A 13,967-nucleotide genomic window follows, 5' to 3' on the forward strand; every position below is an offset into this window, starting at 1 on the left:
ATTTGACTGCCAATACTACTCCCTAGCAACCGGTTACTGGTAGATAAACCAGTGTTGCTAAAGAAGTTTTAAATATGAGCAGCAATCGTATTACACATTATTCCTTATTTGTGTCAAGTAAAAAATTAGGCGGAATTGCATCAACCAAAATAGGGCTTTACCTAAAAGATTTCCCACACAATAGACGGATTGGCGAAAATACTAGACCGATTGCCGATATTTGTCCTTGCGCGGATGGTAGATGGCGATGCCGAATTCGTCGATAAGTTTCAGCAGACTGTCTATTGCCCAAGACTGGAAATTTAAAATGACTATTTTAGCTGACCACTATCAAAACTTGGTTAAAATGAACTTCAGAACGCGGATCCTTAGCGCCATATTCTCTATAGACTCATTCACTATGCTGGTGCTGGGAGCTTGGCTAATAATGCAACTGAGCAGGGAGAACATGCCATCTCAATATTATTTGAAGCAAACAGTGGAAAATATATCCTTTGCCGCATTGTACTTTGCCAATCTTTTGTTCTTTTATCCAACTCTTTCAAATAAGTTTTGGGGATTTCCTTATCTTGTTGTTCTAATTTTGGCTATATGGCTTAATGTATCGGGCAATCTGTTTTTCTGCGATCTCATTGGTGTTGACGAAGCGAACATCAAACAGCTTTCAACCCCGGGGCACCCATATAAACCTAACCCACATTGGACAAAGACCTGGATAACTGCGATGTCTGTAACTATTCTTGGGTTAAGCTATGTTTCTAACGTAGCTAAAAAACTGCAGAAAAAACACGTTGCATTTGAGTTATTGGAAAAAGAGAGAGTCGTAGCTGAACTAGCCTTCCTGAAGGCGCAGATCAATCCACATTTCTTCTTTAACACGTTGCATACCATCTATGCCTTGATGGACACCAATCTACCATCAGCTAAAAATTCTATCTATTCGTTGTCGCATATGATGCGCTACGTGCTTTATGAAACCAAGAACGAAGTCACTTCACTTTCAAAGGAGCTACAGTTCATTGAAGATTATATTGCATTGATGAAGGTTAGGATTGCTCCAGATGTTCAGGTCATATTTGAAAGACAAATAGGGCTTAACGATCTGCCCATCGCTCCAATGTTATTGCTACCGTTTGTCGAAAATGCATTTAAGCACGGGGTCAGTGCTGTCCATCCAAGCTATGTTTACATAGAGATTTTCGAAAGGGATAATAAACTGGTATTTGGAACTCGCAATCCGCTTTTCAACGGACATACTAGCCAACTTGAGGAGGGAAGCGGTATTGGCATACTGAACACTAGACGAAGACTCGAACTGATATATCAGGGCAAATATGAACTTGTAGCCGAAAATGATACTTTCGCAAAAGAATTTGTGGTAACCTTAAAGTTGGACTTAGATGAGCATTAACTGTATAGCCGTAGATGATGAGCCAGCAGCGCTCGATCTGATCACTTCCTACATCGAACGTACATCCTATCTGAGGCTGGCGGCAAGGTTCAACAACGCGATTGCTGCGCTAAGCGAAGTGCATCAGAATAATGACCTTCAATTATTGTTCTTGGACATCAATATGCCAGACCTAAATGGGATCGAGCTCGCGAAAATCATCGGACAGTCAGACAAACGAAAGGATTTGCGGATTATTTTCACAACTGCATACGACCAATATGCACTTGATGGATTCAAGGTCGATGCGCTGGACTATTTGGTCAAACCCTTTAATTTTGTCGACTTTTCAGCATCTGCCGAAAAGGCCAAAGATTATTTCGCCATGTACAAATCCAGCCTTCAGGTAGCAAAAATAGAAGGGCTGCCTAGGCAAACTACCGATCAATACATTTACTTGAAAGTGGAGCACCAATTGGTGAAGATTGACATTTCAGACATTCTTTACATCGAGGGACTTAAGGATTATGTAAAAGTTTATCTTGCGTCATCCGAAAAGCCAGTTTTGACTATTACGAGCTTAAAAAGGCTTCAGGAAAAGCTACCAACAGAGATGTTTCTCCGTCTTCACCGTTCTTTCATTGTTGCGACGGGCGCCATCCGCTCTGCGACCAAAACGAGCGTGCAGATTGGTTCCACCACCATACCAGTAAGTGAGCAGTTCAAAGAGGATTTTAATCGGTTTTTAACGAAGTGGGTACTTTGATAACAGAAGGTAAGACAATACCTTATTAGCTACATTACTGTGAGAGTTGGAGGAAAGGAAAAAGGTGCCTGTTGCATGCAACCATGTATTCATGGCTTACTATTGGCTGCGCTACGGTTTCAATAGGTTGTAAATAGTTCACGATTAGATTCATACAAGCATTTAGTTTTGAATGCAATATTCTCCACTATTGTGAGATAAAAAATAAATTTTTCTCCAATCCGTTCTTCATAAATGTTAGTGGACTAATCTTCAACAAAAATGAAAGAACCAGGAAATCCCCCAGATAACCAAACTTTACAGCAGTTACTCAAAACAAACATGGAGTTGATTGAAAAGATAAATGCAATGAGCAGAGAGTTTGTCCACTCAAAGAAATTTCCAGACTGATAACCGAAATTCACAAACTTCATTTTCCCAAAGACCAATTAGAAAGGGATGACAACTTGAGAAATAAATTCCTAGCGGAAATCATAATGGGAATTCCTAGAAAACGTAGAAAATAGCTAACACAATGTAATTTTCGAGGTGAATCATAGGGCTTACGCTGAAGATGATTTATTATCTGCTTTTAGCGCTTTATCACCCCATCCGATTAACAGACGGACGCTACCCATTTCTAATAATATGTTTATCAATTAGTTACAAGCCTTCAAAGAAATCCCGTAATGTATTTGTAACGGTTTTTATTTTGTTAATTAAAGATATAGCTTTTTATTGAGGAATGGAAAAACAATCCATAGCTTATACCTCTACGCCTTAAAATCAGCTTTTCAGTACGCAATAAAACCAATATTCGTCAGCACATATATACTTTTGGCGAGCTATCAAAACAGATAGCTCGCCAAATCGATGATATCGAATTCTTATGCAGTGCTTCTAGGTTTGGTTGTAAAATGTAAAGCTATAGGCGGGATAAGACCATTTTTTAATTCTGTAAATAGGGCTGCTACTGTATATTTCGGAGAAACTGACCATGTGATTCCGTGGCAAACTGACCACCTGAATTGCTGGCGAACGAGTGCAGCAGATGCTATAGGTATGATGTCAAAAGTAATGATTTAAAAGTAATGATTTAAAAGTAATTTTTACAGATAGGTATTTTCGGGAGCAACGGTCCTTTTCTTGCGCATCGATTCGCCCTTGAGTTCTATCCTGTGGGCATCGTGAACAATCCTGTCCAAGATTGCATCAGCAATCGTTTTTTCTCCAATTACCTCATGCCATTTACTTACCGGAAGCTGTGATGTTATAATAAGTGATGTCTTACCATGCCTATCCTCAATGATCTCCATGAGTGCAGCCCTACTTTGTGAGTCGAATGGCTGTATCCCGAAATCGTCCAGTATCAGAAGCTGTTGTTTTTCAATACGTGAAACCTCTTTGATATAAGATCCATCAGCCTTTGCCATCTTTAGCTTTGCGAATAGCTTTGGTGTACTTCCATACAGAACCCTGTAACCGAGCATACATGCCTGATAACCGATTGCTGAGGCAAGATAACTTTTTCCTATGCCAGTGCTTCCTGTTATAAGTAGATTTTCAAACCTGTCGATAAAGGTGCAGTCCGCCAATCTCATAATCTGGTTTCTGTCAATACTTCTTTCTACATGATAATGCAGATCCTCTATGGATGCCTTATAACGGAACCTGGCGTAAAGGATCTGCCGTTCAATCTTTCGGTTTTGCCTGTCATCCCATTCAGCCTCTATCAGGTGTGCCAACAGTTCATCAGCGGTATATTCTGTGGTCTGTCCAGTTTCAATACTGCTTTTGAAGGCATGGAACATTCCATAGAACTTCAGCCTTCGCATTTTGTCAAGTGTATTCGTATTCATTTCTATATGGTTTTAATGGTTACTTGTAGTAGTCGCCTCCGCGAATGTTGTCATGGGCTGGCATTGGCAGTTCATCAGCGAACAGGCTTTCCTCATACTGGTCAAGGTTGCGTTCAAGTATGGTCTGTATGGTTTTATAACTGTATATCCCAAAGCCAAGGGCCCGTCTGCAGGCATTGATTAATCGCTGGTTCCCGGCTTTCTTCGAAAAGCTTAATATGCCCACGCATGATTTGTACGCCTGCTCAGGATGCTGTTTCCTGTCGAGTATTTTAAGGATATAAAGCTTGACGTCCTCATCTATGCTGGATGCCCACTCCAGAAAACGGTCCGGTGTCCATTCCGTGACGAACTTATGGGTAGTGGCCATATGGTCTTTATCCGTAGTGTAACTATAAGGACTTTTCATCCGTTTGTGCATCGCTATGCGCTCATAGTGATAGAAGACCTCCACATTTGACCTGGAGTAGAGTATCTTGACTTTTTTACCGATAAAACGGAATGGGACACTGTAATAATGCTTATCGGGACCAAGATTGACGTGGCCATTTTTCATCACCGTTGCGTGGTGCTGTTTCTTGAACTCGTATTTCAGCACTGGCAAAGGATTGAGTGCCTCCCGCTCAATCTCCTCGAACTGCAAGCGTCTGCTATAGTTTCTTCCCTTGAGGGGCTGGCTATTGTGCACCTCAAGTGCCTCAAGTATTGCAACATTCAGTTCTGCCAGGGAGTGAAAGACATGTTTTCTTAATGGCGCGTAGATCCGGCTATAGGCAATCTTAACAGCTCCTTCAACAAGTGCCTTGTCCCTTGGGCGGTATGCCCGTGCAGGCAGAATAGTTGTTCCGTAATGGTCGGCAAAATCCGCAAAGGTCTCGTTCAGGGTAGGCTCGTATTTGTTGCTCTTGGTTACCGCTGCCTTGAGGTTATCGGGAACAATGGCCGCTGAGACCCCACCAATATAATGGAATGTATTCTCGCACGCAGATATAAAGTCTTCTTTCTGTTGTGTGAGTACGGCCTCCACATAGGTAAGCTGGCTGGCACCAAGGATGGCAACGAACACCTCGACATCAATCACCTCACCGGTTTCCTGGTCAACAATGGAGAGTTTCTGTCCGGCAAAATCAACAAAGAGTTTATCGCCCGCCTTGTGGTCAAGGTGCATCACCGGGTTCACACGGGACTTCCACTGGTTATAATAGAAGCAGAACTGCGTGTAATGAAAGCCATTGGGAAATTCCTTTAGATAAGCTTCCCAGAGCATCACACGGGTTACCCCAGTGCGTTTAAGTTCTTTGTCAATACCAGGAAAACAACGTTGTAAAGTTAAAAGACGGCTATCGGGTGCCCGTTCCCGGCTCTTTCCAAAAAAATCCTCAAGCTCCTTGTCATTAAGTGCATTTATCTGTTCAAATGTACACCCACCGGAATCAAACGCACTGAAGTATCTTTTTGCTGTATTGCGGGAAACACCGACCTGGGTCGCTATGGAAAGCTTGCTTCGCCCCTGGCTGTACATTCTGAGAATCTGTCTTATCTTGCTCATGCTAATAGTCGTATTTGCCATCTTCGGGAATTATGTATATCCCAAAAATAGACTTGTATCTATAGCATTTGCCGATCGTTCGGACTGGTCAATTTGGTCCGAAATCCAGTGGTCAGTTTCCCGCGGAACAGGTGGTCAGTTTAAACCGAAACAGGGTGGTCAATTTCAGCGAAATCTCCAATCTGGTTAAGCCAATCTCAAAACCGAAATTCATTAAAACCGTTTGGGACATTTTAGATGCGGAAAGAAAAAGAATTGAAGGGATACGGATTGCCCAAAAAAAATATTTCTATGTCAGCATCGGCGAAAGGGGACAGAAACTGAAGATAAAGAAATCCAAAATATTATTTTTCGAAAGCTTGAAAAACTATATGAAAATTGTCACTGAGGATGAAGATTACACCGTTTATTTGACAATGAAGGAAGTTGAAAAGGAGTTTTGGGGCAGTTTGTTCTACAGAGTTCACCGCAGTTACTTCGTAAATGAAGAAAGGGTTGAAAAAATAGCTGGGAACACATTAAAGCTTGGAGCACACATCATTCCGATGGGCAACAACTATAAGCAAGGTTTTATTGAATTTTCTGAAAATAAAACATTAAGATCCGGCCGGAAGTCTTAAGGATTCAAATGTGAAACCAACACTCAACGATGGCTAATCAACGTTTCATTGGAAATAATGATGATGCTGGAAGTAGTCGGATCAGTTTCGGACTTTCGAGTTGTTTGCTGCGATCTAAAAACAAATACTGTTTTTTTGACCAGTTTTTTAGGGTTCTGTTTCATGTTTTTATTTTGAAACTAGAGCCATTATTTAGCGTAAAAAAACTTTTTACACCGCGATAAAATGAGGTTACACCAAGAGCAATTATAGCATGACTAAGAAAATTTTCGAATGGGGAAAAGTGCAGCGCTTGCACCTAATTGGATGGGCGATATTCATAACATTAGAGATCGGACTGATCGGACTTTCAATGGGCTTTTTTGGAAAAGCTTTGAATTATGCCCTCCATTATATTCTTAATATTCTTCTATTTTATGCGAATGCGCATTTTGTGCTCAAGAAGAGTTTTACAAAGCCTAAACCCTGGACAAGGGTAATCATCCTCATGATAATTCAAATCGGTTTGTATATTTTTTTCAGATCTTATCTTAATTACGTACTGGAAGGAACTCATAAAGGATTTAATACCCCAACAATTATTACTAACCATAAAAGTTTTTTTCAATCGCTTTGGAGAGGTTTGTTTTTTATCGTTCTTTCCTGCTTTTACTATTTGTTTTTGCGTTTCAAAGCGGAACGTTTAAAAAGAGAACATTCAGAAAGAATGGAATATTTGAACGATTTGAAAAATAAAGAGATGCAAAATGAATTGCATGTTGCGAAGTATGAATATTTACGAGCCCAAATCAATCCACACCTATTATTCAACACATTGAGTTTTTTATATGATAGCGTCCGGAAATTTAATGAGGACGCCGGAGAAGCAGTTCTTAATTTGGCCGAATTGATGCGGTTTAGCCTTGAAACCAAGGAATCCCCCGAAGAATTTCCCAAGCTGGAGGAGGAACTCCATCAAATTGATAACCTCATATCCCTTAATAAAATAAGGAAAGACAAAGAACAGTATATTGATCTTTTTTATCCTGAAGAAGTTAAGAATTTTCGCTTTATACCATTGGTCATAATCACATTGTTAGAAAACATGCTTAAGCATGGAAATTTACAAAAGCCAAACCAACCTGGATTTTTAGATATTAAATTGAGTAAAAACGAATTTTCAATAAGCACTTCTAATCTGATCAACACCAGGATCCACCATTCAGGCTTTAATAAAGGAATGGAGAATGTTGAAAAGCGATTAGGTTTGGCTTATGGCGATAAATTTTCATTGTCTTACGGCAAAAGGGATGGTAATTATTTTGATGTCAATATAACTTTGAAAATTGATCCCATCGTTTAAATATACATCTAGGGGATTATTTTAGTGGTCGAATTTCGATCCAAACCGGACAATGGTCGCTAGCTCCTTTCCACCCTCTGACATGCTTTTCGACGCCGCCATCAACCAAAGTCCCTTTTAAATCCGGAGACAATAGGAAATGGTCCAGTCTCAAACCGGCATTCCTTCCAAATGCATTCCGAAGATAATCATAAAAGGTATAAATAATTTCATCGGGATACAGGGGTCTTATTGCATCTGCCCATCCGAGAGATAATAGTTTCTGATATGCTTTTTTGGATTCAGGAAAGAAAAGGGCATTGTCCCTGAACCTGTCTGGATTATAAAGGTCGAGGTCAGTCGGTATAACATTATAGTCGCCGATCAAGATTGTCGGGATGCCAAAAGAGAGCAATTTTTTTGAATGGGCAGTCAGCCGCTTGAACCATTTTATTTTATATTCAAATTTCGGGCCCGGCGCAGGATTTCCGTTTGGAAGATAAATGCAGCCTATAACCAGGCCATTGATAAAAGCTTCAATGTATCTACTCTGATCATCTTTTGGTTCACCAGGCAAGCCACGCCTTGTTTCCTTGATTTCTGTCTTAGATAGGATTGCTACACCATTCCAGCTTTTCTGGCCCTGCCATATGCAATAATATCCTGCATCCATCAGCTTTTTGGCCGGAAAATCCTTGTCCTGACATTTTATTTCCTGCAGACATACAACGTCCGGTGACCGCTCTTTTAACCATTTTAGCAAAATTTCGATCCGGCCATTGACGATACTTATAAAATTAGATTATAACTTAACTTCCACTATTAATATTCACAAGAAGGATGAAGCTAGCGTTCTGTGAAAATCAAGCATCATATTTACTTATTTTAGTTTTTGCATCGATTCAAATGTGTAACACTTATTTAAAAAGTGTATTTTTAGCAATTCCAATGCAAAATAAAACTATACCATACAACCTCAATGCCTCTTATGACTGTTGACCAAAAAAAAAAGCTGGCAGCATATTATACACCACAAAAAGTAACTAATATACTAAGCGACTGGGCTATTCGAAGTCCAAACGATCTTGTACTAGAACCTAGTTTTGGCGGCTGTAACTTCTTGATTTCATCGATGGATACTTTAGATAAATTAGGATCAGTGGAGGCAATGAAGAATATCTATGGCTTTGATATAGATGCCCAGGCTTTTAGAATTTTGAGTGAAATAGGAATCGACACTTCCAATTTTATTCTCGGAGATTTTCTTACTTCGAACGAATTAATCGAAAAAAAAGTTGAAGTTAATGTCATTTTGGGAAATCCGCCTTATCTGCCCATTCAAAAATTAGAAGAAGAGTATAAAAAACAGCTCATTGGAAAATTCAAAAACAGGGGTTTCTCGATCCCGAAAAGATCAAGCCTGTGGGTATATTTTGTTATCCAGTCATTTGAGTATCTCAGGATGGGTGGAAGGATGGCCTGGGTATTACCGGATAGTTTATTTTTTACTGAGTATGGAAAAATATTTCTTTCTCAATTGCAGACACACTTTCTCTCAGTTCAACTTGTTAGGGTTGATGAAAGATACTTTATTGATGAAGGGACATACGAAAAAACCGTATTTCTACTGTGCGATGGTCATCAGCAAGGTAACTGCAACATAACATATTCTCATTATCCACTGTTGGTGGATGCTTTGAAAGATATACAAAAATTCAAAGTAAAGAAATATAGGGCGAAAAAGCCTCCGTTGAAAATTATTGGATCAAAAAAAAGAAATTCTAAACTGAAGCAAGTAACGCTTGGAGATGTATTTGATATACGAATTGGAATTGTGACGGGAGCATCTAAATTACTCTTATTTGACACCAAAAAGATTACTAAGACCTCTTATTTTCCAGAATTTACATACCCGATAATCTCTAAGGGAATCCAGTTATCAGGTTTGCAAATTGACAAAAAAAGTCTTCTTACTGATGAACTTAGTCCTATTTATATTATCGATGCAATAAAAATGGAGCATGAATCACCCGAACTATTTTCTAAATTTCTTTTAAGCTTTCCCAATGAAACATTATTGAACGAAACTTTCAGAAAACGTACTAGATTGTTCAGCTATGACGACTTTAAACATCCAGATGCATTTCTGACTTATTTTTCTCAAGGAATGCCTAAACTTATTCTCAACGCTAGACGAGAATTAAATTGCACCAATTCGATTCATCGCCTATATCTTAAACCAAAATTTTCAAATTCCTTAAGTATTGTCAAATTCTTTGCTATGCAGACATTTTCTGGTTATTTCCAAGATGAAACTAAATCAATCGCTAGAGAATATGGCAATAGTATTTTTAAATTTGAGCCTCGGGATGCCAGGAAAATTCCCTTTCTTATCCCGAAAAAGATCGATCATTTGTTTGAGAGCGCAGTAGATGACATCTATAATACGTGTCTTCGGTTAATAAGTGAGAATAAATCAGGTATAGCCAAATCCGAAATATTGAACTTCCTATCATCTTTAACCCGATAAATCTCCGTAGCAAAGATCTCTCAAAAGGTTCTCCTTTTTATACCTAGTGGATCCAATATGCTCATAGATATTTTTAAAGTAGTTAACCGTTAAAAACTTTTCATTATTGAAAATCATAGCCCTCCACAAGTCACCCTGAATCATATCATAGGTTTCCTGAGTTTTAAATTCACAAAAAAGTATGTCCAGCAATAGTGCGAGATTGATGGGCGTATAGTTCAATCTAGGAACTGAGAGCCAAGAATCAAGCCTTTCGCCACTCAACCCAGATTCTTCTACCTTTGGACTTAGTTCACCACCATATTGAAGGTGAAAAACCGGTACCCTTTGTCTTGTAGCTATAGTTGGTAATGCAAAGTCAAAATGAAACTTTCTAATTAACTTACCTTCATCATCACCTTTTCCCACAACAGCAAGAAAGTATGAACACATTGCATAATCATAAACGACATTTGCTCCGATAATTATCCGATGGTTATGTTTTTCAACTTTCATGTTGAAGTCACAATGAAATATAAAGTCTGGTGAGTTTGAGCTTTTCAGCCTTTGCTTTAAATCGTAAAATGCTAAATCTAGTGAACTAGACAAGTTTTCATACTTCGTAAGTAATGCTCTTGTTTTTATATATTCTAACGTATCCAGCTCGTTCTTCACAAAACTTGCAAATATTGGGTAGTTTTCATCTATTTTCATTCCGCGGCTTTCATTAAACGAATTTCATCAAAGTATAATAGACTCTCGAAGTCTGGATGTAAAACAGTCTCCCTTATCTTCACCGGAACCTCCTTCGCGTCCTGCGATTGGTCCTCATAAGCTACAGTCTCGGGAAATTCAGCTTCAGTAGCATAACATACGCTGAAATCCTGATCGCTAAGGCCATTAATGCCTCTACCCTTTACCCAAGGAAGTCCCTGCATTTGAGAAATCTCAAACAAAATCTCCATAACTTGGCTTTTCCACCATCTTGGGTCTGAATCCTTATTAAATATGCCGTCATAAAGTGCTCCCTTGAAATTATGCTCAATTTTCTGGAAACTTTCAACTTTAACGCCAATAAGTGTTGATAACCATAAAGTATTATAAAGAAAACCTGGTCTCTTTAAAAGGGTATTTCTTACCCAGTCAGACAGCTCTAGTATTATGCTTGTATCGGAAAGGTTATCTTTGAGAGTTGTAGGCAACACTGATGCAAGTTTATGCCTATCGATTTCTGGACAATTAAGAAGATTCAATATGTCAACTATTGATTGTGGACGATTCTCTTTTGCAAAATAGAACGATTTTGCGATAGATAGAATTTCCCAGTAATGTTTTGATATTTCATCGATTGAAAAAATCTCCTCATAATTAGATTTTTGCTTACCGTCGACTTGACGAATATCAACTGCTGAGACACATACAATTGGACATTCCGGCCATATTTCTCTTATGAAAGGTGCGGCAGATGAGCCTTTTTTAAATATTCCGGAGTCCGCATCTTCAAGATTATGGTCAATAATTATCAAATCTGGTTCTTTCCCTGAAACAATCTTCGTTAATTCATTAATTAATTCCTTGTTTTTGACGTCCTTGAATTCGATAGTTACACCCAAAGACTTTTCCATATTGCGGGCTTCTGATTCCCTTTCAGGAAGATCATCAATCCAAATAAAATTAAGATTTGACATTATGGTAATAAAATTTGTAGTTCAGCGTTCCAACCTTTGTCAGGGGTTACGAATCTAACCGCACCATTGTGAGCATTAATTATTTCTTTTACAATACCTAAACCAAGGCCACTTCCACTTCCAACTATTAGTTTATCCTCTTGATTTAAACGTTTTTCAAGATTATTATATAATTTACTATCTGGATCAGAAACAAATGGGATAAATACATCGTCAAACTTGTCTTCATCCAAGCCAATGCCTGTATCCTTAATAGATAAGATTGTCTTGTTGTCATCCCTAATTGCAGAAAATTCAATCTTTCGATTTTTGCCGCCTGCAATGACCGATTTTATTGAATTTGATAATACGTTAAGAAGTATCGAATATACTTCAGCCTCTAATATATTTTTTATGGCTATATTATTGGGGACTTTAGAAAAATCAATAGTAATTTGATATTTTTTAGTGATTAATGAGAAAACTTTAAGCACTCTCGTGATCTTGGTTTTTATCGATACCTGACCCGGTTTAGCATGCCTCTGGTCTGTTCCCACCAACGAGGTCATCTGGAGCAAATCGTCAAGTCTCTCTTTCAAATCAACAAAATTACCGGTCAAATTCAGAACCTCATTTCGCTCTTTAGGAAGCAACTTCGCTGCAAGATGGGTTAGGGAATTTTTGCTTTGCTCTAATAGGCCGAGCAGGGATTTTACTTCATGAGAGAAGATTAGTAACAATGTAGATGTCGAAGCAACCAACCTCAGGTGTAGTAATTCAGCCTTATTTGTGTCATTATGTTTCCTTATAACATCTGTCGCCCTGAAGAATGACATTTCAGTTTCAAATCTTTCTGTCTCCGGTAAGATTTGAGCAATGTTTTTGACCTCCTTTTCTAAATAAGCTACAGCTGCTTCAACATATTTTGCAGGCTCTAACTTTTCATGGATGATATCTTCAAACAGGCGGATTGATTCAATCGATTTTTCCTGCGTATCCTGCCTTAAATAATAATCTCTATAAATAGTAGACCAATCGATTGCATATCGAACAAATTGCTTCAGCTCTTCTACTGCATCAGACTGAATAAATCCCTCTCTATTTAACTTCATCTCAAAGCCCTCTGCCTGTTCGCCAATTTCTACACCACCTAAATATCCCCGCATAGACAAGAGGTTTAGCAATGCTCGCTGAGGATCCACCCCTCGGAGTGTGCTCGCAAATGAAGAAAGTTCATTAATCCTAGATTGACTTTTCCTTAGACCTCTATCTTTGTCAATTTCCAACCAATCATCATCGCCATAAGGAAAAACCCTAAAGCTCTTGTAACGTACCTGGACACCTCCCCACTCAGGCAAGATATTTTGTAATGTACCAAGGGAAAGGCTGGAGACGTTTCTCATTTGCGACCGATCGCTAACCATTATACCCAGTTCTAACCTTACATCTTTTAAATGTGGGAATATCGAAGTTGAGGTAATAGTTTTTCTTCCTATACCCATTGCTTCTAAAACACAAACGGCTTGGTGTTTCGAGTTGATATGCGCGGTTAAAGTACCCCATCCCGAATTTATTATATCCTCCCTTATATCCCTGATACCCCCTTCAAAATCAGGAGCCGTAATTTTTATATTGAAACCAGGATCGTAAGGGAAATTGGCACGCTGCACACCGCGGTTAGCCGATAAAACGGCCAATTGTCGTTTTAACCAATTCCAACCTCTTACATTCCATTCCTCGTTAATTTCCCTTATTACTAAAGTAGTTCCAGTATGACCATCTAGATTTAATCTACTGCCTTCACATTTTATATCTGTTACATCAGTGCCGGGGATAAACTTTCCCCATGGAAACTCTACTTCGGTTCTCTCGATTCCTAACTGATTTCCAACAACATCGCCTTGTTCTGTACCATAGGTTATTAACTTTAAATTGGCCCCCAATCTTCTACACGAAAATCTACCAATTCCTTTAGCCCCGGTCAGTGGCCGACCAAAAATTGTTGAGGAATATTTTATTTCTTTATTTGTTGTCGCAATACGCATCCAATAATCCTGAACAGCTTGAAAATTCATCCCCTTTCCATTATCAATCACATGGATTTCAGATTTACCCTCTTCATCTTTGACGAACTTGATTTCCAGCTCTGTGGCATCAGCATCGTAACTATTTTTCACCAATTCGACAAGAGCAATATGAACTGTTTCAACTAGTTTTTCGCCCAATTCTTGTAAAAGAGCGCTATCCACTGTGAAATTTAGAATATCCATTGTTAATTTAATAAGTTTTACAAAATAAGTATTCTTT

The 13,967-nt window shown here is 38.8% G+C and carries 12 protein-coding genes; 6 read left to right on the forward strand and 6 right to left on the reverse strand.

The window, feature by feature from the left end; genetic code table 11:
• Positions 1-346: 346 nt before the first annotated feature.
• The 3 genes from ACO05K_RS13845 to ACO05K_RS13855 all read left to right on the forward strand — a co-directional run bounded on the left by ACO05K_RS13845 (position 347) and on the right by ACO05K_RS13855 (position 3,221).
• A complete protein-coding gene (locus ACO05K_RS13845) occupies positions 347-1,411 on the forward strand; it encodes a sensor histidine kinase (RefSeq protein ID WP_421945027.1) in 1,065 nt (354 codons plus the stop codon).
• On the forward strand, positions 1,401-2,156 hold the full coding sequence (locus ACO05K_RS13850; protein WP_421945028.1) for a LytR/AlgR family response regulator transcription factor: 756 nt from the start codon (positions 1,401-1,403) through the stop codon (positions 2,154-2,156). The genes ACO05K_RS13845 and ACO05K_RS13850 overlap by 11 nt, the downstream gene beginning before the upstream one ends.
• Before the next feature lie 852 nt (positions 2,157-3,008).
• Positions 3,009-3,221, forward strand: coding sequence for a hypothetical protein (locus tag ACO05K_RS13855; protein WP_421945029.1), 213 nt, complete (start codon positions 3,009-3,011; stop codon positions 3,219-3,221).
• Positions 3,222-3,244: 23 nt separating this feature from the next.
• Here ACO05K_RS13855 and istB read toward each other — a convergent pair whose 3' ends face one another.
• Both istB and istA read right to left on the reverse strand, forming a co-directional pair.
• Entirely contained in the window at positions 3,245-3,994 is a 750-nt protein-coding gene (gene istB / locus ACO05K_RS13860) for an IS21-like element helper ATPase IstB (protein ID WP_238414369.1), read from the reverse strand.
• Between the two features lie 19 nt (positions 3,995-4,013).
• On the reverse strand, positions 4,014-5,543 hold the full coding sequence (gene istA, locus ACO05K_RS13865) for an IS21 family transposase (protein ID WP_421944705.1): 1,530 nt from the start codon (positions 5,541-5,543) through the stop codon (positions 4,014-4,016).
• A gap of 155 nt (positions 5,544-5,698) precedes the next feature.
• Between istA and ACO05K_RS13870 the strand changes: the two genes are divergently transcribed.
• Complete coding sequence (locus ACO05K_RS13870; RefSeq protein WP_421945030.1) at positions 5,699-6,163, forward strand: LytR/AlgR family response regulator transcription factor; 465 nt, start codon at positions 5,699-5,701, stop codon at positions 6,161-6,163.
• A 253-nt stretch (positions 6,164-6,416) separates the two neighbouring features.
• Complete coding sequence (locus ACO05K_RS13875; RefSeq protein WP_421945031.1) at positions 6,417-7,505, forward strand: sensor histidine kinase; 1,089 nt, start codon at positions 6,417-6,419, stop codon at positions 7,503-7,505.
• A gap of 16 nt (positions 7,506-7,521) precedes the next feature.
• Here ACO05K_RS13875 and xth read toward each other — a convergent pair whose 3' ends face one another.
• Positions 7,522-8,277: an exodeoxyribonuclease III gene (gene xth, locus ACO05K_RS13880; protein ID WP_421946296.1), complete on the reverse strand. Its 756-nt coding sequence runs from the start codon at positions 8,275-8,277 to the stop codon at positions 7,522-7,524.
• A 195-nt stretch (positions 8,278-8,472) separates the two neighbouring features.
• Here xth and ACO05K_RS13885 point away from each other — a divergent pair, with 195 nt between their 5' ends.
• Positions 8,473-10,014 carry an HsdM family class I SAM-dependent methyltransferase gene (locus ACO05K_RS13885; protein ID WP_421945032.1) on the forward strand — a complete coding sequence of 514 codons (1,542 nt, stop codon included), beginning with the start codon at positions 8,473-8,475 and terminating at the stop codon, positions 10,012-10,014.
• Here the strand turns inward: ACO05K_RS13885 and ACO05K_RS13890 are convergent.
• Genes ACO05K_RS13890 through ACO05K_RS13900 form a run of 3 tightly spaced genes read right to left on the reverse strand, consistent with a single transcriptional unit; the run spans position 10,003 to position 13,930 of the window.
• A complete protein-coding gene (locus ACO05K_RS13890) occupies positions 10,003-10,707 on the reverse strand; it encodes a hypothetical protein (RefSeq protein ID WP_421945033.1) in 705 nt (234 codons plus the stop codon). The genes ACO05K_RS13885 and ACO05K_RS13890 overlap by 12 nt on opposite strands.
• Positions 10,704-11,681 carry a hypothetical protein gene (locus ACO05K_RS13895; protein WP_421945034.1) on the reverse strand — a complete coding sequence of 326 codons (978 nt, stop codon included), beginning with the start codon at positions 11,679-11,681 and terminating at the stop codon, positions 10,704-10,706. Before ACO05K_RS13895 ends, ACO05K_RS13890 begins: the two co-directional genes overlap by 4 nt.
• On the reverse strand, positions 11,681-13,930 hold the full coding sequence (locus ACO05K_RS13900) for an ATP-binding protein (RefSeq protein WP_421945035.1): 2,250 nt from the start codon (positions 13,928-13,930) through the stop codon (positions 11,681-11,683). The genes ACO05K_RS13895 and ACO05K_RS13900 overlap by 1 nt, the downstream gene beginning before the upstream one ends.
• Between the last annotated feature and the right edge of the window lie 37 nt (positions 13,931-13,967).

The sequence above is a fragment of the Pedobacter sp. genome (assembly GCF_965227205.1).
Lineage (GTDB): Bacteria > Bacteroidota > Bacteroidia > Sphingobacteriales > Sphingobacteriaceae > Pedobacter.

Bases quoted from the DNA above. Each gene is read 5' to 3' on its own strand.
- ACO05K_RS13845 (WP_421945027.1), top strand. From the start codon at position 347: ATGAACTTCAGAACGCGGATCCTTAGCGCCATATTCTCTATAGACTCA.
- ACO05K_RS13850 (WP_421945028.1), top strand. From the start codon at position 1,401: ATGAGCATTAACTGTATAGCCGTAGATGATGAGCCAGCAGCGCTCGAT.
- ACO05K_RS13855 (WP_421945029.1), top strand. From the start codon at position 3,009: ATGATATCGAATTCTTATGCAGTGCTTCTAGGTTTGGTTGTAAAATGT.
- istB (WP_238414369.1), bottom strand. From the start codon at position 3,994: ATGAATACGAATACACTTGACAAAATGCGAAGGCTGAAGTTCTATGGA.
- istA (WP_421944705.1), bottom strand. From the start codon at position 5,543: ATGAGCAAGATAAGACAGATTCTCAGAATGTACAGCCAGGGGCGAAGC.
- ACO05K_RS13875 (WP_421945031.1), top strand. From the start codon at position 6,417: ATGACTAAGAAAATTTTCGAATGGGGAAAAGTGCAGCGCTTGCACCTA.
- ACO05K_RS13885 (WP_421945032.1), top strand. From the start codon at position 8,473: ATGACTGTTGACCAAAAAAAAAAGCTGGCAGCATATTATACACCACAA.
- ACO05K_RS13890 (WP_421945033.1), bottom strand. From the start codon at position 10,707: ATGAAAATAGATGAAAACTACCCAATATTTGCAAGTTTTGTGAAGAAC.
- ACO05K_RS13895 (WP_421945034.1), bottom strand. From the start codon at position 11,681: ATGTCAAATCTTAATTTTATTTGGATTGATGATCTTCCTGAAAGGGAA.
- ACO05K_RS13900 (WP_421945035.1), bottom strand. From the start codon at position 13,930: ATGGATATTCTAAATTTCACAGTGGATAGCGCTCTTTTACAAGAATTG.